Annotated in this window: 25 protein-coding genes; 23 read left to right on the top strand and 2 right to left on the bottom strand. The window is 69.9% G+C overall.

All coding sequences use genetic code 11. The features are described 5' to 3' along the window. The 8 genes from dnaA to PVE36_RS00040 all read left to right on the top strand — a co-directional run bounded on the left by dnaA (position 1) and on the right by PVE36_RS00040 (position 8,180). On the top strand, positions 1 to 1,494 hold the full coding sequence (gene dnaA / locus PVE36_RS00005; protein WP_277453753.1) for a chromosomal replication initiator protein DnaA: 1,494 nt from the start codon (positions 1 to 3) through the stop codon (positions 1,492 to 1,494). A gap of 744 nt (positions 1,495 to 2,238) precedes the next feature. After that, complete coding sequence (gene dnaN / locus PVE36_RS00010) at positions 2,239 to 3,378, top strand: DNA polymerase III subunit beta (protein WP_277453754.1); 1,140 nt, start codon at positions 2,239 to 2,241, stop codon at positions 3,376 to 3,378. Positions 3,379 to 3,425: 47 nt separating this feature from the next. Next, positions 3,426 to 4,511 (top strand): phosphogluconate dehydrogenase (NAD(+)-dependent, decarboxylating), encoded by a 1,086-nt coding sequence (gnd, locus tag PVE36_RS00015; RefSeq protein ID WP_277453755.1) that lies wholly within the window; start codon positions 3,426 to 3,428, stop codon positions 4,509 to 4,511. Position 4,512: 1 nt separating this feature from the next. Continuing rightward, the gene (recF, locus tag PVE36_RS00020; protein WP_277453757.1) at positions 4,513 to 5,721 is read left to right on the top strand and encodes a DNA replication/repair protein RecF; all 1,209 of its coding nucleotides are present in this window, start codon (positions 4,513 to 4,515) and stop codon (positions 5,719 to 5,721) included. Then, positions 5,718 to 6,332, top strand: coding sequence for a DciA family protein (locus PVE36_RS00025; RefSeq protein ID WP_277453759.1), 615 nt, complete (start codon positions 5,718 to 5,720; stop codon positions 6,330 to 6,332). The genes recF and PVE36_RS00025 overlap by 4 nt, the downstream gene beginning before the upstream one ends. Positions 6,333 to 6,454: 122 nt before the next feature. Continuing rightward, positions 6,455 to 6,823: a 2Fe-2S iron-sulfur cluster-binding protein gene (locus tag PVE36_RS00030; protein ID WP_277453760.1), complete on the top strand. Its 369-nt coding sequence runs from the start codon at positions 6,455 to 6,457 to the stop codon at positions 6,821 to 6,823. A gap of 2 nt (positions 6,824 to 6,825) precedes the next feature. After that, the gene (locus PVE36_RS00035; protein ID WP_277453762.1) at positions 6,826 to 7,755 is read left to right on the top strand and encodes a catechol 2,3-dioxygenase; all 930 of its coding nucleotides are present in this window, start codon (positions 6,826 to 6,828) and stop codon (positions 7,753 to 7,755) included. Next, a complete protein-coding gene (locus PVE36_RS00040; protein WP_277453764.1) occupies positions 7,755 to 8,180 on the top strand; it encodes a heme-binding protein in 426 nt (141 codons plus the stop codon). The genes PVE36_RS00035 and PVE36_RS00040 overlap by 1 nt, the downstream gene beginning before the upstream one ends. A 114-nt stretch (positions 8,181 to 8,294) precedes the next feature. Here PVE36_RS00040 and PVE36_RS00045 read toward each other — a convergent pair whose 3' ends face one another. Further along, positions 8,295 to 9,248 carry an AraC family transcriptional regulator gene (locus PVE36_RS00045; RefSeq protein ID WP_277453765.1) on the bottom strand — a complete coding sequence of 318 codons (954 nt, stop codon included), beginning with the start codon at positions 9,246 to 9,248 and terminating at the stop codon, positions 8,295 to 8,297. 293 nt (positions 9,249 to 9,541) lie between these two features. Between PVE36_RS00045 and PVE36_RS00050 the strand changes: the two genes are divergently transcribed. The 6 genes from PVE36_RS00050 to PVE36_RS00075 are packed head-to-tail and all read left to right on the top strand — an operon-like array spanning position 9,542 to position 14,431. Beyond that, positions 9,542 to 9,991, top strand: a complete 450-nt coding sequence (locus tag PVE36_RS00050) for a hypothetical protein (protein WP_277453766.1) — start codon at positions 9,542 to 9,544, stop codon at positions 9,989 to 9,991. Positions 9,992 to 10,027: 36 nt separating this feature from the next. Beyond that, positions 10,028 to 11,032 carry a hypothetical protein gene (locus PVE36_RS00055; RefSeq protein ID WP_277453768.1) on the top strand — a complete coding sequence of 335 codons (1,005 nt, stop codon included), beginning with the start codon at positions 10,028 to 10,030 and terminating at the stop codon, positions 11,030 to 11,032. Positions 11,033 to 11,046: 14 nt separating this feature from the next. Continuing rightward, complete coding sequence (locus PVE36_RS00060; RefSeq protein WP_277453769.1) at positions 11,047 to 11,346, top strand: MmoB/DmpM family protein; 300 nt, start codon at positions 11,047 to 11,049, stop codon at positions 11,344 to 11,346. A gap of 38 nt (positions 11,347 to 11,384) precedes the next feature. Continuing rightward, on the top strand, positions 11,385 to 12,956 hold the full coding sequence (locus tag PVE36_RS00065; protein WP_277238323.1) for a YHS domain-containing protein: 1,572 nt from the start codon (positions 11,385 to 11,387) through the stop codon (positions 12,954 to 12,956). 1 nt (position 12,957) lies between these two features. Beyond that, complete coding sequence (locus PVE36_RS00070; protein WP_277453771.1) at positions 12,958 to 13,284, top strand: phenol hydroxylase subunit P4; 327 nt, start codon at positions 12,958 to 12,960, stop codon at positions 13,282 to 13,284. A 37-nt stretch (positions 13,285 to 13,321) separates the two neighbouring features. Continuing rightward, complete coding sequence (locus PVE36_RS00075) at positions 13,322 to 14,431, top strand: 2Fe-2S iron-sulfur cluster-binding protein (protein WP_277453773.1); 1,110 nt, start codon at positions 13,322 to 13,324, stop codon at positions 14,429 to 14,431. A 1-nt stretch (position 14,432) separates the two neighbouring features. On the opposite strand, the gene PVE36_RS00080 is transcribed toward PVE36_RS00075, so the two are convergent. Further along, on the bottom strand, positions 14,433 to 15,194 hold the full coding sequence (locus PVE36_RS00080) for an IclR family transcriptional regulator (RefSeq protein ID WP_277453775.1): 762 nt from the start codon (positions 15,192 to 15,194) through the stop codon (positions 14,433 to 14,435). A 64-nt stretch (positions 15,195 to 15,258) separates the two neighbouring features. Here PVE36_RS00080 and PVE36_RS00085 point away from each other — a divergent pair, with 64 nt between their 5' ends. The 9 genes from PVE36_RS00085 (at position 15,259) to PVE36_RS00125 (ending at position 23,392) form a co-directional block, all read left to right on the top strand. Beyond that, positions 15,259 to 16,074, top strand: a complete 816-nt coding sequence (locus PVE36_RS00085; RefSeq protein ID WP_277453776.1) for an IclR family transcriptional regulator — start codon at positions 15,259 to 15,261, stop codon at positions 16,072 to 16,074. A 141-nt stretch (positions 16,075 to 16,215) separates the two neighbouring features. Then, complete coding sequence (locus PVE36_RS00090) at positions 16,216 to 17,010, top strand: 2-keto-4-pentenoate hydratase (RefSeq protein ID WP_277453777.1); 795 nt, start codon at positions 16,216 to 16,218, stop codon at positions 17,008 to 17,010. Between the two features lie 11 nt (positions 17,011 to 17,021). Beyond that, positions 17,022 to 17,999 carry an acetaldehyde dehydrogenase (acetylating) gene (locus tag PVE36_RS00095; RefSeq protein WP_277453778.1) on the top strand — a complete coding sequence of 326 codons (978 nt, stop codon included), beginning with the start codon at positions 17,022 to 17,024 and terminating at the stop codon, positions 17,997 to 17,999. Beyond that, positions 17,996 to 19,063: a 4-hydroxy-2-oxovalerate aldolase gene (gene dmpG / locus PVE36_RS00100; protein WP_277453779.1), complete on the top strand. Its 1,068-nt coding sequence runs from the start codon at positions 17,996 to 17,998 to the stop codon at positions 19,061 to 19,063. Before PVE36_RS00095 ends, dmpG begins: the two co-directional genes overlap by 4 nt. Beyond that, the gene (locus tag PVE36_RS00105) at positions 19,060 to 19,845 is read left to right on the top strand and encodes a fumarylacetoacetate hydrolase family protein (protein ID WP_277453780.1); all 786 of its coding nucleotides are present in this window, start codon (positions 19,060 to 19,062) and stop codon (positions 19,843 to 19,845) included. Before dmpG ends, PVE36_RS00105 begins: the two co-directional genes overlap by 4 nt. Position 19,846: 1 nt before the next feature. Next, complete coding sequence (locus tag PVE36_RS00110; protein WP_277453781.1) at positions 19,847 to 20,074, top strand: tautomerase family protein; 228 nt, start codon at positions 19,847 to 19,849, stop codon at positions 20,072 to 20,074. Next, positions 20,071 to 21,525 carry an aldehyde dehydrogenase gene (locus tag PVE36_RS00115; RefSeq protein WP_277453782.1) on the top strand — a complete coding sequence of 485 codons (1,455 nt, stop codon included), beginning with the start codon at positions 20,071 to 20,073 and terminating at the stop codon, positions 21,523 to 21,525. Before PVE36_RS00110 ends, PVE36_RS00115 begins: the two co-directional genes overlap by 4 nt. Positions 21,526 to 21,662: 137 nt before the next feature. After that, positions 21,663 to 22,514 carry a hypothetical protein gene (locus PVE36_RS00120; RefSeq protein WP_277453785.1) on the top strand — a complete coding sequence of 284 codons (852 nt, stop codon included), beginning with the start codon at positions 21,663 to 21,665 and terminating at the stop codon, positions 22,512 to 22,514. Positions 22,515 to 22,516: 2 nt separating this feature from the next. Then, the gene (locus PVE36_RS00125; protein ID WP_277453787.1) at positions 22,517 to 23,392 is read left to right on the top strand and encodes a hypothetical protein; all 876 of its coding nucleotides are present in this window, start codon (positions 22,517 to 22,519) and stop codon (positions 23,390 to 23,392) included. The last annotated feature ends 143 nt before the right edge of the window (positions 23,393 to 23,535 follow it).

Genomic DNA, 23,535 nt, shown 5'->3' on the forward strand with positions numbered 1-23,535 from the left:
GTGGCCGAAGCCGAGGTCGACTTCGGTCAGGTGTGGCGGACGACCCTCGACACCCTCGATGCCGACGGCGTCCCGGTCACTCGGCGGGCCTTCCTGAGCATGGCGCGGCTCGTCGGCCTCCTCGACGACACCGCGCTCATCGCCGTACCGGACGACTTCTCCAAGAACTTCGTCGAGCAGCGCCTTCGGATGCACGTCACCCAGGCCCTGTCCGACCAGCTCGGGCGGGAGGTCCGACTGGCCGTCACGGTCGACCCCGACCTGGCCGAGGACGACTCCCTCCCGCCGACACAGGGCATCGAGGGTGAGCAGGACCAGCCCGGGCCGCGACCCGAGCGCCCGGAGGGACTCTCCTCCACGCTGCCCGTCGACGACGTGGACGACGGTCTCGTCGACGAGGACCCGGAGCCACCGACCCCCGTGCGCCCCCGGCGCGGCCGGCCCGAGCCGGAGCAGGTCGAGCTGACGAGGTTGAACCCGAAGTACACCTTCGACACCTTCGTCATCGGTGCGAGCAACCGCTTCGCCAACGCCGCTGCCGTCGCCGTCGCCGAGGCGCCGGCCAAGGCGTACAACCCGCTCTTCATCTACGGCGAGTCCGGCCTGGGCAAGACGCACCTGCTCCACGCGATCGGGCACTACGCCCGCAGCCTTTACCCGCACGTGAAGGTGCGCTACGTGAACTCCGAGGAGTTCACCAACGACTTCATCAACAGCATCCGCGACGACAAGGCCGCGAACTTCCAGCGGCGCTACCGCGACGTCGACGTCCTGCTCATCGACGACATCCAGTTCCTCCAGGGCAAGATGCAGACGCAGGAGGAGTTCTTCCACACGTTCAACACCCTGCACAACGCCAACAAGCAGGTCGTCATCACCTCCGACGTCGCGCCCAAGCTCCTCTCCGGCTTCGAGGAGCGCATGCGCAGCCGCTTCGAGTGGGGCCTGCTGACGGACGTGCAGCCGCCCGACCTCGAGACACGGATCGCGATCCTGCGCAAGAAGGCCATCCAGGAGAAGCTCTCCGTCCCGGCCGACGTGCTCGAGTTCATCGCCAGCCGCATCAGCACGAACATCCGCGAGCTCGAGGGCGCACTCATCCGCGTCACCGCCTTCGCCAGCCTCAACCGGCAGCCGGTCGACATCGGTCTGGCGCAGATCGTGCTCAAGGACCTCATCCCCAACGAGCAGTCGAGCGAGATCTCCAGCGCGACGATCATGGCGCAGACGGCCGACTACTTCGGTCTGAACATCGAGGACCTGCAGAGTCCCTCCCGGACCCGCCTGCTCGTCACCGCGCGCCAGATCGCGATGTACCTGTGTCGCGAGCTCACCGACATGTCGCTCCCGCGCATCGGTGAGCAGTTCGGTGGGCGGGACCACACCACCGTCATGCACGCGGAGCGCAAGATCCGCGAGCTGATGGGCGAACGACGCGCCATCTACAACCAGGTCACCGAGCTGACGAACCGCATCAAGCAGCAGGCCGGCTGACCGCCCGCCGCCATCGCGCCATATACGCGAATCTGTCCTGTGTCGAAGACATGGGGATAGAACCTCATCCTGAAATATCCACAGGGTTCTCCCCACCTGTGTGCTCGCGCCTGGCGGTCGTCACCGCATCGGTACACCTCCGCATCGGACCCCGGGTCCCCCACGTTGTCCACAGATCCACAGCCTGTGGACAAGCTTGTGGGTACCTGGGGACCGCACGACAGCAGGCAACACGCCCGACCTCGTCCACAACCGCGGTCGTCACGCCGTGCTGCCTGCCTCACCCCAGCAACCTGCCACCCGTGAGCACCGCCACCGGCCCTCAGATCGACGCCCAGCGCGGGATTTCCTGCGGACGAGCGTGTGCACAGGGTGTGCAGAACCTGTGTACGACGCGATCGACCTGGTGATGGATGGTGTTCGCCCACACCCCAGTACCCGTTGTGCACCGTCCGTCCACAGACCGTCCACATGCGGGATCAGCGCCATGAGCGCGCCGGAGCCGGTTGTCCACGGAATCCACACCGCCTAAGACAACGATGAGTCCTCTCTCCATCCATTCCCTCCCCCACGCATTGCTGGGACCCCACCTGTGGACGAGAGCACCCCGACGAATCACAAGAACGCCCTCGGTTGCCCCCGAGGCGGCCCGAGCGCGTAATGTCAGGGAACCCACGTGTTGCGACGTGGTTCCATGTCATCCCGTGACCTCGCGCTCCCGGCGCGTCGAAGGGTAGGTCTGTCGTGAAGTTCCGCGTCGAGCGCGATGTGCTGGCCGAAGCGGTCACCTGGGTGGCCCGAAGCCTGCCGAACCGTCCGCCCGTCCCCGTTCTGGCCGGTGTCCTCATGGAGGCCACCGACGACGGGTCGCTGACCCTGTCCACGTTCGACTACGAGGTCTCAGCGCGGATCACCGTCGCAGCCGAGGTCAGCGAGGCCGGCACCTCCCTCGTGCTCGGTCGACTCCTCGCCGACATCTCCCGCAACCTGCCCGGCAAGCCCGTGGACATCGCCACGGACGGCGCCAAGGTCCAGGTGACCTGCGGCAGCTCGCGCTTCGCCCTGCTGCAGATGCCCGCGGACGAGTACCCCACCCTGCCGACCTCCCCCGAGGGCAGCGGCACCGTCGACGGCACGCTCTTCACCCAGGCGGTCCAGCAGGTGCAGATTGCCGCGGACCGAGGTGACACCCTCCCGATCCTCACCGGTGTCCGGGTCGAGATCGAGGGCGAGAAGATGACCCTGCTGGCCACCGACCGCTACCGGCTGGCCATGCGTGAGCTCGTCTGGCAGCCGCGCGCCTCCGACGCCGACCACGTCGCCCTCATCCCGGCACGAACCCTCGCCGAGACCGCCAAGGCTCTCGGTGCCGCCGGGTCGATCGAGGTCTCCCTCGGTGCCGCCACGGCTGGTGGCTCCGGCGGCCTCGTCGGTTTCGAGGCCGGCCAGCGCCACACGACCAGCCGCCTGCTCGACGGCGAGTACCCGAAGGTCTCCAAGATCTTCCCGACGACGAGCGAGACCGAGGCCGTCGTCGGCACCGAGCTGCTCACCGAGGCCGTCAAGCGCGTCGCCCTGGTCACCGAGCGCAACACCCCGGTGCGGCTGCGTTTCGCCGACGGCCAGGTCACCATCGAGGCCGGCACCGGCGACGACGCCCAGGCGTCCGAGGCCATCGAGGCCACCGTCGAGGGGCCGGAGATCGAGGTCGCCTTCAACCCCGGCTACCTCCTCGACGGCCTCGGCGTGCTCGGCACGACCTTCACCCGCCTGTCCTTCACGGCTCCGCTGAAGCCTGCGATGATGACCGGCCAGGAGTCGCTCGAGGCAGAGATCGACACCACCTACCGCTACGTCCTGCAGCCGGTGCGACTGGCTGGCTGACCCCCTTCGTCCACCGCTCGCCCACCGTCGACAAAGGAAGGTCCGACATGCAGCTCGGTCTCATCGGTCTCGGCAAGATGGGCGGCAACATGCGAGAGCGTGTGCGCCGCGCCGGTCACGAGGTCATCGGGTACGACACCGATCCCGACATCAGTGACGTCGAGAGCGTCCAGGCGATGGTCGACCGGCTCCAGGCGCCGCGCGTCGTGTGGGTGATGGTGCCGGCGGGCGAGGTGACCCAGACCGTCGTCTCCGACCTCGCCTCCCGCCTCTCCCCCGGTGACCTCGTCATCGACGGCGGCAACTCGCGCTACTCCGACGACGTCCCCAATGCCGAGGAACTCGCCCGCAACGGCATCGGCTACGTCGACTGCGGGGTCTCCGGCGGCATCTGGGGCCTGGAGAACGGCTACGGGCTGATGTGCGGCGGGGCGAAGGAGGACGTCGAGAAGGCGATGCCGATCTTCGACGCGCTGCGACCCGAGGGCCCGCGGGACGAGGGCTTCGTCCACGCCGGCGACGTCGGGGCCGGGCACTACGTGAAGATGGTGCACAACGGCATCGAGTACGGGCTCATGCACGCCTACGCCGAGGGCTACGAGCTGCTGGAGAAGAAGGGCATCGTCACCGACGTCCCGGGCTCCTTCAAGGCGTGGAGCCGTGGCACGGTGGTGCGCTCGTGGCTGCTCGACCTCATGGTCAAGGCACTCGAGGAGAACCCCGAGATGACCGACGTCAGCGACTTCACCGCCGACTCCGGCGAGGGGCGCTGGACCGTCGAGGAGGCCATCGACAACGCCGTGCCCATGCCGGTCATCTCGGCCGCGCTCTTCGCCCGATTCGCCTCCCGCCAGCAGGTCAGCCCGGCCATGCAGGCCGTGGCCGCGCTGCGCGGTCAGTTCGGTGGGCACCAGGTCATGACCGTCGCCGAGGGCGAGGCTCTGCGGGCCGAGGCGGCGAAGGGGGTGGCCTCCCCCGGCGCCAGCGAGGCCCAGGAGGAGAAGAAGGTCCGCCCGGCGGCCGCACCCCACGAGTCGTCGAAGGGCGACGCCGCGGCGGCCGGCCCCACCTCCGGGACGGAGACCACCGGTGGCTCGCCCGGGCCGACGAGCGGTTCCGGGTCGACCGAGTGACGTGTACGTCCGCCACCTGAGCATCGGCGACTTCCGCAGTTACCCCGCCGCCGAGCTCGCCCTGGAGCCGGGGGTGACGACCCTCGTCGGCCTCAACGGGCAGGGCAAGACCAACCTCGTCGAGGCGATCGGCTACGTGGCCTCCCTCTCCAGCCACCGGGTCGCGACCGACCAGCCGCTCGTGCGCTTCGGCACCGACCGGGCGATCGTGCGGGCCGCCGTCGTGCGGGACGAGCGGGAGAGCCTCGTCGAGCTGGAGATCACTCCCGGGAAGGCGAACCGCGCCAAGCTGAACCGATCCCCCCTTCCCCGCACCCGCGACGTCCTCGGCACCCTGCGGACGGTGCTCTTCGCCCCCGAGGACCTCGCCCTGGTCAAGGGCGACCCCGGGGAGCGGCGCCGCTTCCTCGACGACCTGCTCGTCCAGCGCCAGCCCCGCTGGGCCGGCGTGCGCTCGGACTACGACAAGATCGTGCGCCAGCGCGGGGCGCTGCTGAAGTCGGCCGCCTCGCTCCTGGGATCCAAGCGGGGCCGACGGCGTCGCAGCTCCGCGTCCCCCGAGGGTGTCGACCCCGCTGCCGCCGCCGAGGACGCGCTGCGCACCCTCGAGATCTGGGACGACCACCTGGCCACGGTCGGCGCGCAGCTGCTCTACGCCCGGCTGCGTCTCCTGCGCGACCTCGTGCCACACCTCCAGGAGGCCTACCGAGAGGTCAGCGCCAACCAGTCCGAGGCCACTGCGGTCTACCGCTCGTCCCTGCACGACGAGGCAGCCGAGGCGATCGCGGCCGGGGAGGTCCCCGAGGTCGACGAGCTGCGCTCGATGATCCTTGAGTCGCTCGCCCGGGTACGCGACCAGGAGGTCGAGCGGGGGGTCAACCTCGTCGGTCCCCACCGCGACGACCTCGTGCTGGGCCTCGGGCCGATGCCGGCGAAGGGGTACGCCTCCCACGGTGAGTCGTGGTCCTTCGCGCTGGGACTGCGGCTGGCGGCCTACCATCTGCTGCGCCGCGATCTCGGTGACGACCCGGTGCTGGTCCTCGACGACGTCTTCGCCGAGCTGGACAGCGGCCGGCGCGAGCGTCTGGCCGCGCTCGTCAGCGACTGCGAGCAGGTGCTCATCACGGCCGCGGTCCCCGCGGACGTCCCCGAGTCCCTGGTGGGTCGGCGCTACACCGTCTCGCTCGGTGAGGTCGACGAGGCGTCATGAGCGACAGCGAGGGCGCGCCGGGTGGCACCGGGGGCGACCCGGATCCGGTCGAGGTCACGGAGTCCGTCCCGGAGCCGGTCACGGGGCCCGTCCCGCCGGAGGACGACGAGGTAGAGCCGAGTGTCGAGGACGCCGCCTCGACCGCGCTCGCACGCGCCCGAGCCCTGGCCGCGAAGAAGGGCCTGCGCCCGGGCATGAGGCCGCGCCCCAAGCGCCGGCGCCAGCACCCGCAGGCGCCGAAGGGCAGCCGCGGACGTGATCCGATGACCATCGGGGACCAGGTCGACCGGCTCGTCGACAACCGCGGCTGGCAGGTCGACGTCGCGGCGGGTTCCGTCATGGGCCGGTGGGACGAGATCGTCGGCCGGGAGGTCGCCGAGCACTGTCAGCCGGTCAGCTTCGAGGACGGGGTGCTGTCCGTGCGCGCCGACTCGACGGCCTGGGCCACGCAGATCCGCCTGCTGTCCAGCTCCCTGCTCGGGCGCATCACCGACGCCGCCGGCCCCGACGTCGTGCACGAGCTGCGGGTGCACGGGCCGAGCGCGCCCTCCTGGTCGCGCGGCCCCCGTCGCTCCAGCGACGGCCGCGGTCCCCGCGACACCTATGGGTGAGCGGGCGCACGACGACGGGACGTTCCGCGGGTGGGAACGACCGGCGCCGATCCCCCCTTCGTGGTGGAGAGTGATGGTCAGACGGGCGCCGCTGCCCGCGAACGACCACGAAGGAGTGTTCGATGACGACGATCATCGTGCAGCCATCGGGGACCGAGATCCTGATCGAGCCCGGTGACACCGTGCTGTCCGGCCTGCAGAAGGCCGGGTACGCGTACACCGTGGGCTGCCGTCGCGGCGGCTGCGGGATCTGCAAGATCGACGTCCTCGACGGTGAGTTCTCCTACTGTCGACCCGTGGCCGAGACGGTCATCACCGACGAGGAGCGAGCCGACGGCACCTGCCTGAGCTGCCGTGCCGTCCCCGGTGACGACCTGACCATCCAGATGCGAGACGCATCCCTGCGCCTCGTCAACCCCTTGCTGGGTCAGCTCAACGCGAAGGCGCGCGAGCGCGCCAGGGCTGCCAGCACCGCACCGGAGGAGCAGTAGACATGGGCATCATGCGAATGGGGTACGCCCACGTGCGTGTCACCGACATGACCGAGGCCAAGAACCACTACGCGTCGACCCTGGGTCTGTACGAGACCCTCGAGGACACCTCCCCGGAGGGCAACAAGCGCGTGTTCTACAAGGGCTGGGACGAGTGGGACCACCACTCCGTCGTCCTCGAGGAGGGAGGCGTCGGCGTCGTCAAGTACGGCTGGAAGGTCGAGCACGAGTCGGACATCGACGCGATCGAGAAGAAGGCGCAGGCCTTCGGCCTCACCGTCGAGCGCATGTCGAAGGGGGAGAACCCGGAGGTGGGTGACGGGATCCGTTTCACCACCACCAGCGACCACGTCTTCGAGGTCTACCACTCGCAGACCGCCATCGGCACCGAGGTCGGCACGCACAACCCCGACCCGTTCCCGCGCCACCTCGTCGGTGTCGGTGTCCCCGCGCTCGACCACTCGCTCATCACCTGCGAGGACCCGAAGCTGATGGAGAAGCTCCTGATGGAGGTCTTCGACTTCTACGCGACCGAGCGGGTGCAGACCAGCCTCGACGCCGACCACGACCTCGTCGGCACCTGGCTGACCTCCAACAACCAGATCCACCAGCTGGCCGTGATCGGCGGCCCGCAGGGCAAGTTGCACCACTTCGCCTTCCGTCTGGACGACTGGAGCCAGGTCGGGCACGCGGCGGACATCTTCACCATGGACGATGTCTCGGTCGACGTCACCCCCACCCGCCACGGCATCACCCGCGGGCAGACGACGTACTTCTTCGACCCCAGCGGCAACCGCAACGAGGTCTTCGCCGGCGGCTACGTCGCCTTCCCGGACCGTCCGACGAACGTGTGGACCGTGGACCAGCTCGGCCAGGGCATCTTCTACCACGCCCGCGAGCTCAACGAGCGGTTCACCACGGTCCTCACCTGATGGAGCACGTCCGCACGAGCGCCGTCCTGACCCTCGCCGGGGCCAGGGCGGCGCTCGACGCAGCACTGGCCCACGCGCAGACCAACGACCTGCGGATGAACGTCGCGATCGTCGACACCGGCGGCGCGCTGCTGTCGTTCGCGCGCATGGACGGCGCCTTCGCCAACTCCGGACCGATCGCGATCGACAAGGCCCGTACGAGCGTCGGCTTCGGCGGTGCACCGACCGCAGACCTCTACACCGCACTCGCCGGGGAGGACGCCGTCATCCGCGGCATCGCCAACCGCCCGGGGGTCGCCGCCTTCGGCGGGGCCGTGCCGATCCGGGTCGACGGCCAGCTCGTCGGCGCGATCGGTGCCTCCGGTGGTTCCGCGGAGGAGGACGCCCAGGTCGCCGCCGCCGGCGCCGACGCGGTCGGCGCCTGACCTCGGGGACCGAGCCCACCCCCTTCGCAAGAGCCTAAGCAGTTGCGAAGGGGGAGCGCCTGCTGTGGTGCAAGAGCCTAAGCAGTTGCGAAGGGGTGGGCGCAGGAGCCCGGGTCAGGAGCTGGCGGCCAGGGTCTGGCTGGGCAGCCGGCCGTACCGGGTGCGGTAGGCGGCCGCGAAGCGGCCCAGGTGGGTCACGCCCCAGCGCATGGCCACGTCGGTGACGCTGCCACCGCGACCGTGGACGAGGTCGTCGTGGACCCGCTCCAGACGCACCTCGTGGAGGTAGGCCATGGGGGTCAACCCGACGTGCTCGCGGAAGCACTGCTGCAGCCGGCGCACGCTCACGCCCGCGATCTCGGCGAGATCGGCCGGCGCCCACGGGTGGGCGGGGTCGAGGTCGATGGCGTCCATGACACGACGGATGGGGCGCGGACGCATCCCGGTCGGGCAGGTCGCGGACTCCTCGTCGGGGACGGCCGTGAGCAGCAACCCCGTCACGAGCATGCTGGCGACGGACTCGGCCACCTGGTCCCTGGTGTAGAGGCTGCCGCCGGCCAGCCGGGCGTTGTCGAAGGTCGTGCGCGCGAGGGTCAGCCAGGCCGCTCCCTCGGCCCCGCGCAGGTCGATCACGCGGGGTAGCTGCACGCGCTTGCGGGCGAAGACCCGCTCGGCCTGCCGGGAGAGATAGTCGCTGTCGATGCGCAGCCCGAGGACGGCCCGGCCCTCCGGCCAGGCGGGCATGCGTGCCGGGGTGTCGGCGGGGAAGACCATCGCCTCACCGGGCGTGGTGGTGAAGCTGTCGGATCCCAGCCGCGACTCCATGCTGCCCTCGAGCTGGATGTTGATCGCGGTCGCACCGGGGTGCTCGGTGACGATGTCCACCGTCGCGCCGAAGCGCATGTGCGCCAGACGGCACACCGACAGGTCCACGACCTCCAGTCCGCAGTGCGATGCCGCTCCTCGCGAGCGGGGCTTCATGTCGTGCGGGAAATAGGCGTTCGCGACCGCGTCGTGCACTCCCTCCCAGTCGTCGAAGGTCGGTGCCGACTCCAGAAGATGCTCCATTGCACTCCTTCAGCGAGTCCGTGGTCCACAGCAGGATGCGCAGCCGCCGCAGACCCGGAACGCGGCGTTCCCCACAGCGGAACCTCCGCTGACACTACGGCCCGTTGCTGACGGCCGTCCCACCCCGATCATTGCGGCACCTCCACACGGGGCGCGAAGGGGGGCGACCCCCTCGGTAGCCCTGTCCGGACAGTCATTGCGCTGGCCGGACAGACCCTTCGCCCAGCGGATCGCCGACCCGCCGCCCCCGCCCTACGTTCGTCTCCACGCCCCACCGAACCAGGAGAAGTGCAATGACGCCCTTCATGACCCGCGTGGCCGAGTTCGTCGGCACACCCGAGGACGAGGTCCCGCAGCTGGCCGAACGACGCTCGACCCTCCCCGAGACCCGGATCAGCCGTCGGGTGGCCACCGGGACCGGCGCCGACCGGCACGTGGCCCTGCGCTCGCTGGCCGAGCAGTACGTGTGCGAGGCCAACGCCGTGCTCGGTGCCGACCACGACCACCTCGACCTCGTCGACGAGCCCCTGCCGGACGAGCTCGCCTTCACCGTCACCTTCAAGGACCACGGTGCCCGCTGCTCGACGACCTTCGTCGACGGTCGTGCCTTCGGTCGGCTCGTCGGGGACCTCTTCGACGAGGAGGAGGCCCGTGAGCTGGAGGGGCCGGACGCGCTGCCGGACCTGCTGGTCCAGCTCATGGAGGCCGGGATGGAGGCCTCCCCGACGACCTCCGCCACCTGATCCCCCTTCGCCCGACCGACCCAAGGAGAACGTCCAGTGCAGTACGAACTCAAGACCCAGGTGATCGAGCCGCAGCGCTCGACCTTCACCCACCTCGTCAACCGCTACGGCGACAAGCCGGCCTCGCGCTACCTCGAGGGCAGCGTCGGGGTGCAGCCGCGGGAGCACTTCCACTACCGGCCCACCTACGACCCCGGCAAGGAGCTCTACGACGAGACCTACAGCGTCTTCCGGCTGAGCGACCCCTACTCCTTCCTCGACCCCCGGCAGTACTACTACGCCCCGTACGTGACCTCGCGCTCGACCCACCACGAGGCCTTCGCGACCTCGCTGCAGTACATCGAGGACCGGGGCCTGCTGGAGCGCCTGCCGCAGGAGTGGAAGGACCTGCTCGGTGAGCTCGTCCTCCCGCTGCGCCACCTCGAGAGCGCCGGTCAGCTGATCCTGTGCGGGATGGCCCGCTTCGGGTACGGGTCGACCGTCACCCAGGCCGCGGCGTTCTCCGGATTCGACCGGGTCGGCAACGCCCAGGTCCTCAGCCGCCTGGGGATCGCTCTCGCCGGCGGGACCGCGGACCTGCTCGGCGAGGCCAAGACGCACTGGCTCGAGGACGCACCGCTGCAGGGCCTGCGCCGCCTGGCCGAGCACACGATCGTCGAGAAGGACTGGGGCGTCGCCCTGCTGCAGCTCGACGCCGTCGACCAGCTGCTCTACGACCTGCTCTACCTCCACCTCGACGACGAGGCGGTCACTGGCGGAGCACCCGCGTACTCGCTCTTCTCCCAGCACATGGCCAGCTGGTTCACCGACAACCGCAAGTGGATCGACGCGCTGCACAAGGCCTGGCGCGCCGATGAGGAGCTCGGCGAGACCAACGCCGGCCTCATCGCCCACCACGGCAACCTCGCCATGGACGAGGCGCTCTCGGCGGTCACCCCCTTCGCGGCCCGGATCGACGAGCTGCTGGCCGTCGGTGCCGTGGACCGCGTGACCGCCAAGGCGGCCGAGGTGCGCCAGACGTACGCGGCCGAGCAGGCCTGAGGAAGGAGAGCGACATGAGCGAGTCAACGCAGACCCAGACCTCCCGGGACGTCGGGATGATCCTGCAGGAGTCCGAGGACAACCGCCCGATCATCGAGGCGATCGAGGAGGACAACCCCGAGTGCAGCATCAGCCACACACCGGGCCTCGTGCGGATCACCGCGCCCGGCCGGCTCGTCGTGCTGCAGGAGAGCGTCGAGGAGAAGCTCGGCCGCGAGTGGGAGACCCACGAGTTCCAGATGTCGATCGTCTCCTACTTCGGGAACATCCAGGAGTGGGACGACGACGAGATCGTCATCGCCTGGGACCACTGACCAACTGACCAGAACAACGACGTTCACAGGAGGACGAGATGACTCTCGCACCCGAGCAGAAGAAGACCAAGAAGCCGAAGAAGCTGTCGATGAAGGCCCGCTACGAGGCGCTCACACGCGGCCTCGACTGGGAGCCCAGCTACGTCGACAAGGACGAGATGTTCCCGCACCTGGACTACGAGGGCATCAAGATCCACGACTGGGCGGCCTGGGAGGACCCCTTCCGTCTGACGATCGACGCCTACTGCAAGTACCAGGCCGAGAAGGACAAGCGCCTCTACGCCGTCCTCGACGGCTTCGCCCAGGGCCAGGGCCACCTGAGCCTGACGGACGCGTCCTACCTCAACGCGATGAAGATCTTCCTCCAGGGCGTGACGCCGCTGGAGTACGCCGCGCACCGCCACTTCGCCTACCTCGCGCGGCACTTCGCCGGCCCGGGCCCGCGCTTCGCGGCCCTGTGCCAGTCGATCGACGAGATCCGGCACATGCAGACCGAGATCCACACCCTGAGCAACTACAACAAGCTCTACTCGGGGATGCACAACTGGCCTGAGCACTTCGACCGCGTCTGGTACCTGTCGGTGCCGAAGAGCTTCTTCGACGACGCGATGTCCTGCGGGCCCTTCGAGTTCCTCATCGCGGTCGGGTTCTCCTTCGAGTACCTGCTGACCAACCTGCTCTTCGTGCCCTTCATGTCCGGGTCCTCGTTCAACGGCGACCTGCCGACGATGACCTTCGGCTTCTCGGCGCAGTCGGACGAGTCGCGGCACATGACCCTGGGCCTGGAGGCGATCAAGTTCCTCCTCGAGCAGGACGAGGACAACGTCGAGCTCGTCCAGGGCTGGATCGACAAGTGGTTCTGGCGCTCCTACCGCGTCACCGCGCTCGTCGCCCAGATGCTCGACTACATGCTCCCGCGCAAGGTGATGAGCTGGAAGGAGTCCTTCGAGCTGTACTTCGAGGAGCAGATGCTCGGTGGCCTCTTCGAGGACCTCGCCTTCTACGGCATCAAGCCCCCGCGCCACGTGGAGGACGCGATCCAGGAGAAGGAGCTGCTCTCCCACCAGGTGTACTGGACCCTCTACCAGTTCTCCTTCGCGGCGGGCTTCACCACGACGATGCCCTCCGAGGAGCACCTGAACTGGCTCTCCGAGTCCTACCCGGACACCTTCGACACGTACTTCCGGCCGTTGTGGGACAAGGAGGCGAAGAACCGCGAGAACGGCGGTCGCCACTTCGCCCCCGGTCTGCCCCAGCTGTGCCAGGTCTGCCAGGTCCCGATGCTCTTCACCGAGCCGGGTGACCCCACGACCTTGTGCCAGCGCGAGTCCGAGTTCGAGGGCGAGATCTACCACACCTGCTCCAACGGGTGTCAGTGGATCTTCGAGCGGGAGCCGGAGAAGTACCGCCAGGCGTGGCTGCCCGTGCACCAGATCCTTGCTGGCAACTGCGGTGGCCCGACCGTCCCGGACGTGCTGGAGTGGTACGGCCTGCAGGACGGCGACGCCGGCGAGTACCTCGGCTCGAGGGACCACCAGAACTGGGTGGCGTGGCAGGGCGAGGCCGCTGCCGACACCGCCGCCCCGAGCGAGACGAAGGCAGGTGCCTGACATGACGATCAAGAGCATCGGGGAGTACGACTTCCCCTCCCGGTCCGCGCAGGAGAACTACGGCGACGACCAGTTGGTCAGCGTCTGGTTCCAGGACACCATGTGGTTCGCCTCCCCGGCGATGTTCCGCGCCCCGCGGGAGATGACGTGGGGTGACTTCAAGGCCCAGGTCTTCGTGCCCTTCGCCCAGGAGGACCCGGACTACGACCCGGACGCCCCGCGGACGTGGACCCTGCACGGTTCCCCCTTCGAGCCCGAGGACGGCCAGACCCTGTCCGAGCTCGGCGTCCGCCACAAGGACGTCATCGGCACCCGCGTGGCCGCCTGACCCAGCCCTCCCCCTTCGTCCCGCTCGAGGAGCACCCATGACCAAGTACACGATCACCGTCGAGCCCGTCGGCCGCGAGGTCCAGTGCGACGAGGACCAGACGATCCTCGACGCCTGCCTGCGCGCCGGGGTGTGGTTGCCGCACAGCTGCACCCACGGCACCTGCGCCACCTGCAAGGTCGACAAGCTCGACGGTGAGGTCGACCTGGGTGAGGCGAGCAGCTTCGCCCTCATGGACTTCGAGCGGGACGAGGGGAAGATGCTCACGTGCTGCGCGAAGCCGCGCGAGGACGTGACGCTGGAGGCCGATCTCGACGTCGACGAGGACATGGAGGTCCACCCGGTCCAGGACTTCACCGGGACCGTCGTCGTCCTCGAGGACATCGCCGAGCAGACCAGGCGCCTCGTCGTCGAGCTCGACCGCGAGATCGGCTTCAACGCGGGTCAGTACATGAAGTTCACCGTCCCCGCCGCCGAGGTCGACGGGGCCCCGGTCGAGGAGGTGGACCGGACCTGGTCGATCGCCTCTCCCCCCGACGAGACCACGCGTTTGGAGTTCCACATCCGCAACGTCCCGGGTGGTCGCGGCACCGACGGCTGGGTCTTCGGCGGTCTGGCGAAGGGGGACGAGGTGCGCCTGTCGGGTCCGTACGGCCGGTTCGTCCTCCGGACGAGCGACGACAAGCACGCGATCCTCGTCGGTGGCGGGACGGGCGTGGCACCCCTGAAGTCGATGGTCCGCCACGCCCTCGAGGCGGACGGGTACGAGGGCGACCTCACCCTCTATGCCGGTGGACGCACCCGGGCGTGGCTCTACGACGTCGAGGCCTTCCGTGACCTGGCCGAGGAGTACGAGGCGTTCACGTACCGACCCTGTCTCTCCGACGAGACCCCCGAGGAGGTGGCGGCCTCCGGTGACGACCCGGACGCCTACGCCTACGGCATGGTCACCGACGTCATCGAGGCCGACCACCAGCGGTTGATCGGCTGCCGCGGTTACCTCTGTGGCCCGCCACCGATGGTCGACGCTGCCCTGAAGACGCTGATGAGCCGACGGCTCTTCCCCCGCGACATCTTCCGTGAGGACTTCTTCGACGAGTCGGACAAGAACGACTCCGGGCTGAAGAGCCCGCTCATCAAGCGATGACTCACAGGCCGGCGTCGCGGAGCAACCGCGAGATGGTGAACGCCGCGGTGCGCACCGCGACGCCAAGCCGCTCCAGGTCCATGCGCGGCGTGTGGCCCGTGACCGAGACCGCCGCCCGGATGCGCTTGTCCGCCCCGAAGACCGGGGCCGCCACGCAGGAGATGCCGACGTGGGACTCCTCGTGGTCGTAGGAGGTGCCGACGCTGCGGATCGACTGCAGGTCCCGGGCGAGGCCGCCGGGGGTGATGATCGTGCGCGGGGTCATCGCCGGCAGTCCCGCCTGGACGCGCGCGTCGACGACCGAGCGCGGCGAGTAGGCGAGCATCGTCTTGCCCACCCCGGTCGCGTGCGCCGGCAGCCGGCCGCCGATGGTCGAGGAGAGCGGCAGCCCGCCGTGGACGATCGCGATGTACACGACGTCGACCCCGTCGAGGGTCGCGAGGTGGATCTGCCGGTCCGTGGCCCGGTGCAGGTCGTCCATGAGCGGGCGAGCGACGTCGGTGAGCGTGCGCGGCAGCGCCACCTGCGAGCCGAGCTCGAAGAGCCGCACCCCCAGAGCGAGCCGGGAGTCCTCGGTGCGCTGCACGATCCGCTCCTCCTCGAGCTGACCGACGAGGCGATGGACCGTCCCTTTCGCCAGCCCCGTGCGCTCGGCCAGCTCGCTGATCCCGAGTGGTCGCGGCGCACTCTCGAGGGCCGTGAGGACCGCGGTGACCCGCTGGATCACCGAGATCGGCCCCTCGTTTCGTTCACCGGAACGCATTCCTTGATCATGCCCTCCCCCGGGGCGAGAGTGAAGTCCATCACCAAACGGAAGGTGCCCAACGATGAGCACAGCAACGCATGAGCCCCCGATGGGAGCGGTCACCGACGACGCCTGGTGCACCTCGACGCCGCGCCGCGGTGGCGGTGGTGGGCTGCGCTCTGTCGGCACCGCCCTCGACGTCCTCGAGTGCTTCGCCGTCGACTCCACGCTCGGCGTCTCCGACGTCGCCCGGCGCCTCGGCGTCGCGAAGTCCACGGCCCACCGGGTCCTCACGACTCTCGCCGGCCGCGGCTTCGTCGAGCAGGACGCCACCGGCGCCTACCGCCTCGGGCTGCACGTCTACGAGCTCGGCATGCTCTCGCACGCCCGCAACGGGCTGCGGCACGTCGCCCTGCCGGTGATGCGCGCCGTCGCCGAGCGGACCGGCCACACGGTCAACCTCGGCATCCCCGACGGCGCGGACATCGTCTTCGTCGAGCGGATCGAGTCGATGGACGGGGTACGCATCCTCGGGCACAGCGGACGGCGCCAGCCGGCCAACTGCGTGAGCTCGGGTCTGGCCATCGCCGCCTTCAACCCCGGGGTCGAGTTCGCCCGGCGCGAGGCGGGCTTCCCGCCGAAGGCGCGTGGCACGATCCGTCGGGTCGAGGACTGGGACGCCGCCCTGGCCGACGTGCGCCGTACCGGCCACGCCGTGCTGCACTCCGGGTTCTTCACGGATGCCAGCTCCGTGGCCGCCCCGATCCGGGTGCGCGGCCAGGCGGTCGGCTCGATCTCCGTGCTCGGCCCGACCCCGCTCATCGAGCCCGATGTGCGTCGGGTGGTCCCGCTGCTGACCGCGGCCGCCAACCGCATCGCCAAGCAGTACTCCTTCTGACTCGTCGCCCGAACATTCGCAACTGCCTAGGCAGTTGCGCCCAAACACCTGCAACTGCCTGGGCAGTTGCGAGAAGCCGGCTCGTTCCCAGCACGGGAACGACCCATGATTCCGACGAAGGGCAGTCCTAGCGTGACGACCATGGAAACGTCCACGACCACCCGGACCGACGCGGCCCGGGTCCTGCTGCAGGCGTATGCCAGCGGCGTCCCCACCGCTCCCCTCACCGAGCAGTTCGACGGGCTGAGCGTCGAGGACGCCTACGCGATCCAGCTCGAGCAGGTGGCCAGCTGGACCGCCGCGGGCCGCACGGTCATCGGCCACAAGGTCGGCCTGACCTCCGCCGCGATGCAGAAGCAGCTCGGCGTGGACCAACCCGACTTCGGGCACCTCATGGACGACTTCGCCCACCTCGAGCACCAGGCCATCCCGCTCCAGGGGTACCTCCAGCCGCGCATCGAGCCGGAGATCGCCTTCGTCCTGCGCAAGCCCCTCACCGGGCCGGGGGTGACCGTGACCCAGGCGATCGACGCCGTCGACTACGTCCTGCCGGCGCTGGAGATCGTCGACAGCCGGGTTGCGGACTGGAAGATCACGCTCGTCGACACCATCGCCGACAACGCCAGCTCCGGCGGTTTCGTCCTCGGCTCCACACCGACCCGCCTGCAGGACGTCGACCTGCGCCTGACCGGCTGCGTCTTCTCCAGCAACTCCCGCATCGTCGGGACCGGGGCCGGTGGCGCTGTCCTCGGCTCCCCGATCACCAGCCTCGTGTGGCTGGCCAACACGGTCGGTGCCCTCGGCACCACCCTCGAGGCCGGTCACGTCATCCTCCCCGGGTCCGTCACCTCGATGGTCCCGGTCGCCCCGGGCGACGTGCTCACCGCGACCTTCGCCGGTCTCGGCAGCGTCACCGCCCGCTTTGCAGACAAGTGAAAGGTGAACCCATGACGCAGCGCACCCAGGGGACTGCCGCCATCGTCGGGCCGGGCAACATCGGCACCGACCTGATGTTCAAGCTGATGCGACGCTCGAACGTCCTACAACCGCGCTACATGGTCGGGGTAGACCCGTCCAGCGACGGCCTGCGTCGGGCCAAGACCCTCGGTCTCGAGGCCAGCCACGAGGGCGTCGACTGGCTGCTCGCCCAGGACGAGCTGCCCGACGTCGTCTTCGAGTGCACGTCCGCGAAGGCGCACGAGGCAAACGCCCCCAAGTACGCGGAGGCGGGCATCCTCGCCGTCGACCTGACGCCCGCGGCCGTGGGCCCCTACCTCTGCCCGCCGGTCAACCTCGACTTCAACCTCGACGCGCAGAACGTCAACATGATCACCTGCGGCGGGCAGGCGACGACGCCGATCGTCGCCGCGGTCTCCGAGGTCGTCGACGTCCCCTACGCCGAGATCGTCGCGTCGATCTCCAGCAAGTCCGCCGGGCCCGGCACCCGGGCCAACATCGACGAGTTCACCGAGACCACGAGCGAGGCGCTCGAGGTCGTCGGTGGCGCCAAGACCGGCAAGGCGATCATCATCCTCAACCCGGTCGAGCCGCCGCTGATGATGCGCAACACCGTCTTCTGCGCCATCCCGCAGGAGGCCGCCGAGGCCGGACCGCTCCACGACCGCGTCCAGGAGTCGATCGCCGCGATGGTCGCGCGCGTGCAGGAGTACGTGCCCGGCTACCACCTGCGGACCGACCCGCAGTTCGACCACGCCCGCGACCTGTGGAACGGCATGGCCCGGGTCACCGTCCCGATCGAGGTCAAGGGACGCGGGGACTACCTGCCGGAGTACGCCGGCAACCTTGACATCATCACGTCCGCCGCCGCCCGAGTGGGCGACATGATGGTCGCGCACCGCCTGGGGGTCGACTCCGGCTGGGTCGCCTCGGACGCGGCGCAGACCGCCCAGGAGGTTTCCGCATGAGCAACAGCACCAACACCGCCCCCTCGCCCGTGCTCTTCGACGGTGACGTCGACGTGCGGATCACCGACACCACCCTCCGGGACGGCTCGCACGCGCAGTCGCACCAGTTCACCGAGGAGCAGGTCCGTACCACCGTGCGTGCCCTCGACGACGCCGGCGTCCAGGTCATCGAAGTGACCCACGGTGACGGCCTCGGCGGCAGCTCCTTCAACTACGGCTTCTCCGCCGTCGACGAGATGGCCCTGGTCAAGGCGGCCGTCGCCGAGGCGCGGCAGGCCAGGATCGCCGTGCTCATGCTCCCGGGCCTGGGCACCGTCGAGAAGCTGCACGAGGCGCACGAGATGGGGGCCCAGATCGCCCGCATCGCCACGCACAGCACCGAGGCCGACGTCTCGATCCAGCACTTCGGTGCCGCTCGTGACCTCGGCATGGAGACCGTCGGCTTTCTCATGCTCAGCCACATGAACACGCCCGAGGGCCTGGCCAAGCAGGCCCGCATCATGGTCGACGCCGGCTGCCAGTGCGTCTACGTCGTCGACAGCGCCGGCGCCCTCATCCTCGAGGACGTCTCCGACCGCGTCTCGGCGATCGTCGCCGAGATCGGCACGGACGCCCAGGTCGGCTACCACGGGCACCAGAACATGTCCTTCGGCGTGGCCAACTCGGTGCTCGCCTACCGGGCCGGGGCCCGGCAGATCGACGGCTCGCTCCGCGCCCTCGGCGCCGGTGCCGGCAACTCGCCCACCGAGGTCCTCGCGACCGCCTTCGAGCGACTCGACATCAAGACGGGTATTGATCTGGGGACCATCCTCGGTGCGGCCGAGGACGTCGTCACCCCGATCATCCGCCGGATGCCGGTCATGGACCGTTCGTCGATCACCCAGGGCTACGCGGGGGTGTACAGCTCCTTCCTCATCCACGCGGAGCGTGCCGCGGAGCGCTACGGCGTCCCGGCCCACGAGATCCTGACCAAGGTCGGCGAGTACGGCTACGTCGGCGGCCAGGAGGACATGATCATCGACGTGGCCATCGAGCTGCGCGACGCCGGGAAGGTGAGCGCATGAGTGCCTGGACCGTCGAGTCCGTCGCGACCGAACTCCTCGCCTGCGAGGCAGAGCGCCGCGACCGGGTGAAGTTCACCGACGAGTGGCCCGAGCTGGACGTGGCCACCGGCTACGAGATCCAGGACCTCACCCTCCAGCGGCGCCTGGACCGGGGTGAGCACCTCGTCGGCATCAAGCTCGGCCTCACCTCCCGGGCCAAGCAGCAGCGCATGGGGGTGGACACCCCCTTCGTCGCGTGGCTGACCGACGCCATGGTGCTGCCGGCCGGCGACCCGGTCCCCCAGGAGAAGCTGATCCATCCGCGCATCGAGCCGGAGCTCGTCTTCGTCATGGGCGAGCGTCTCGAGGGACCCGGCGTGACCGCCGCCCAGGCGATGGCCGCCGTGGACCAGGTCCTCGGCGGCGCCGAGGTCATCGACAGCCGGTACACGGACTTCAAGTTCGCCGCCGGTGACGTCATCGCCGACAACGCCAGCTCCGGTGCCTACGTCACCGGGCCCGTCTCCCTTCCCCCGAGCGAGCTCGACCTCTCCCTCGAGGCCGTCCTCGTCGAGGTCGACGGAGAGGTCGTGGACTCGGCGACCGGCGCCGCCGTCCAGGGGCACCCGGGCGAGGCGCTCGCGCTCGCGGCCAACGACCTGGCCAAGCGCGGTCACGCCATCGAGGCCGGCTGGGTCGTCCTCACCGGTGGGATGACCGACGCGCAGTTCGCACCCCCCGGCTCATCGGTCTCCTGCCACTTCACCAACCTCGGCTCGGTCCGCATCCACGGGGGCGAGTGACGTGCCGATCGTCCAGGTCACCCTGACCGAGGGCCGCTCGCCGGAAACCATCCGCTCGATGATCTCCGCCCTGACCCGGGCGATGGTCGACACGGGCGTGGCACCCAAGGACAACGTGCGTGTCCTCGTCAACGAGATCCCCACCGAGCACTTCGCTGCCGGTGACACCACCATCGCCGAGCGGCACGCGGGCCGGACGGCCGACAACGAGAAGGAAGACCAGTCGTGAGCACCCAGTTCTTCGGCCACATCATCGACAACGACGAGGTCGAGTCGCTCAACGGCGAGCGCTTCGACGTGTGGAACCCCTGGACGCGTGAGGTCTTCGCCCAGGCCGCGGAGGGGTCCGCCGAGGACGCCGACCGCGCGATCGCCAGCGCCCGCCGTGCCTTCGACGAGGGCCCGTGGCCGCGGATGACCCGCCCCGAGCGGGCTGCGGCGATCCACAAGCTCGCCGACCTCATGGAGGAGCGGGCCGACGAGCTGGCCACCCTCGACGCGACCAACATGGGCAAGCCGTTCGCCCAGGCCAAGCACGACGTCGGTCGCTCGGTGTGGAACTTCCGTTTCTTCGCCGACCACCAGCGCGACCACACCGGTGAGGTCTACCCGATGCCCTCGGGCCACCACACCTACAGCGAGTTCGGCCCCGTCGGCGTCGTCGCCGCCATCTCCCCGTGGAACTTCCCGCTGATGATGGCCTCGTGGAAGATCGCTCCGGCGATCGCCTGGGGCAACACCTGCATCATCAAGCCGAGCGAGGACACCCCCGCCTCGGTGACGCTGCTCGGCCGCCTGGCCGTCGAGGCCGGCTTCCCGCCCGGCGTGCTCAACGTGCTCAACGGCCACGGTGCGCCAGCGGGCTCCTCCCTCACCGAGGACGACCGCGTCGACCGGGTGACCTTCACCGGGTCCTCCACGACCGGCAAGACGGTCATGGCCTCCGCGGCGACGCACCTGGCACCGGTCTCCCTCGAGCTCGGCGGCAAGGGCGCCAACCTCGTCTTCGACGACGCGGACATCGACAACGCCGTGTACTGGGCCGTGGAGGCGATCTTCCGCAACTCCGGGCAGATCTGCCTGGCCGGCTCGCGCCTGTTCGTCCAGTCCGGCGTCTACGACGAGTTCATGAAGCGCTTCGTCGCCGCCGCCGAGGCCCTGCCGATCGGCGACCCCTTCGACCCCGAGACCAGGTTCTCCTCGCTCGCGAGCAAGAAGCACTTCGACAAGGTCTCCTCCTACCTGGAGGACGTCGAGGCGCAGGGCGGGACGATGGTCACCGGTGGCGTGGACGAGGACGGCCGTTGGCTGGTCAGGCCGACGATCCTCACCGATCTGCCGCTGGACTCCAAGCAGTACTGCGAGGAGATCTTCGGCCCGGTCGTGGTCGTCAACCGCTTCGACACCGAGGCGGAGGCCGTGCACCTGGCCAACGACACCCGGTACGGGCTCAACGCCATGCTCTTCACGGAGAACCTCTCCCGTGCCCACAGGGTCTCCTCGAACCTGCGCGCCGGCACGGTCTGGGTCAACTGCTTCTTCATCCGCGACCTGCGCACGCCCTTCGGTGGCGTCGGCGACTCCGGTGTCGGCCGCGAGGGTGGCGACTTCAGCCGCGAGTTCTTCACCGAGCCCAAGGCGATCGTCATGCAGATCGACCGGACGGTGCCCGGGGCCTGACCACCGTTGTCACCGGCCCCGAGAAGCATGTGACGGTCCACCCACCGAAACGGCGATTGGCCGACCCCCCGGGTCGTTATGGCATCGTGAGGTGCTGCTCTTGCTTCCGAGAGCGCGAGTGCCTACGAGGAGTTCCCATGAGTGGACCGAGGGACGGTCGGGGCGGCGACGCCTTCAACGACTTCTTCGGCGACCCGAGCCCGTCCGGACGCATGGGTCCGGCGGCGGAGCGGCCCCCGACGAGCGGCCCCGACGACACCACCCGCATGGGCGTCGGCGGTAGCGAGGACACGCCGACCCAGCCGAGCCCCGCGGCCGAGCCCTCGTACGAGCCGACCATCGCGACGGGCGCCGTCCCGGAGAGCTGGTGGGCCTCCGAGCCCGAGCCGAGCACCGCGGCGTCGGCCTCGACCTGGGACACCACCTCGGCACCAGCGCAGGCGGACCAGCGGCCCCCACGCAAGGGGGTCTCCCTCCTCGGCCTCCTGGCCATGCTCGTGGGTGGCGTCCTCCTGGGCGGCCTGGTCGTCGGTGGCGTCGTCATGGTCCTCGGTGACGACGACCAGCAGCCGGTCGCCCAGCAGACGGTGACCACGACCAGCTCGCCCACGGAGGGCGGCGCGAGCGAGTCCTCGGACGACAGCTCGACCAGCTCCTCCAGCTCCTCCTCCCCCTCCTCGTCATCGTCGAGCACGTCCTCGAGCAGCTCGTCGAGCTCGACCACGGCCGCGCGCACGGGCGAGCCCCCGAGCGGTGTCTCCGAGTGCGCAGGCCCCTCCGGGGGCGTGGCCGCCGGCACCGGTACGGACGTGACCTCCTGCGAGTTCGCCGTCGCGGTGCGCGACGCCTACGTCGCGGGCGGCTCGAACGGGTCCGCCACCCTGCGCGTGACCTCCCCGGTGACCAACAAGGCGTACACCATGAGCTGCTCGGGTGAGGCGGTCACGCGCTGCACCGGCGGCAACAACGCCGTGGTCGTCCTGTACTGACCGTGCTGCGCCACCTCGCCGGGACCCTCACCGTGGGCCTGGCGGTGGCTGCCTGCTCGACCCCGGGTGGAAGCGGTCCGACGTCGACGGCCTCGACGAGCGCCCCGTCCTCGTCGACGACGCCGTCGCCGACGACCTCCTCGACGCCGCCGACCGAGTCGGCCGAGCTGGAGCGCGCGCTCGTCGTCGATCTCGAGGAGGTCATGCGTACCCACGACGGGGCCGAGGTCTCGGTCGCGCTCGCCCCGGTGGGCTCCCCCGGGCGGACCGAGGTCGTCGGCGAGGCCACGCCGCTCGTCGCCTGGTCGACGATCAAGGTCCCGCTCGCCCTGGCGGTGCTGCGCTCCGGCCACGCGGCCCCGGCGGACACCACGGCGGCGCTGACGGCCTCGGACAACGCGGCCGCCCAGCGCCTGTGGGAGAGCCTGGGGTCCGGTGCGAGCGCCTCCGACGCCGTCGAGAGCGAGCTGCGGCGGGGCGGGGACACCCGCACCGAGGTCCCGCCCGAGGTGACCGTCCCCGGCTACTCCGCCTTCGGCCAGTCGACGTGGCGCCTGGCCGACCAGGCCTCGTTCACCGCCGCACTCCCCTGCCTGCGCGGGGCGTCCCCGGTCACCGAGGCGATGGGCCGGGTCATCGGTGGGCACAGATGGGGCCTCGGCGGGATCGACGGTGCCCGTCTCAAGGGCGGTTGGGGCCCGACCCCCGAGGGTTACGTCGTCCGGCAGCTCGGCATCGTCCCCGGGGCGAAGGGGGGAACCGCTGCGGCGCTGCAGGTGCGCACCGATAGCCATGCCCGGGGCACGGCGATCATGGACGCGGTGGCCGCGGTGATCGAGCAGCACCGGGGGGATCTGCCGACCGGGTCGTGTGCCTGAGGTCGCTGGTCGCTGCGGCGCTGTCAGGAGCGCCGCTCAGAGCGCCTGACGGTGCGGCTCGCGTACCGGGAGTCGCCAACCCACGGGTTCTGCGGTCAGAACGGCCGCCACGGGCCCCTCAGATGCGTCCCCGGGGGCCTCGG

Source organism: Janibacter sp. DB-40, assembly GCF_029510815.1.
Classification (GTDB): domain Bacteria; phylum Actinomycetota; class Actinomycetes; order Actinomycetales; family Dermatophilaceae; genus Janibacter.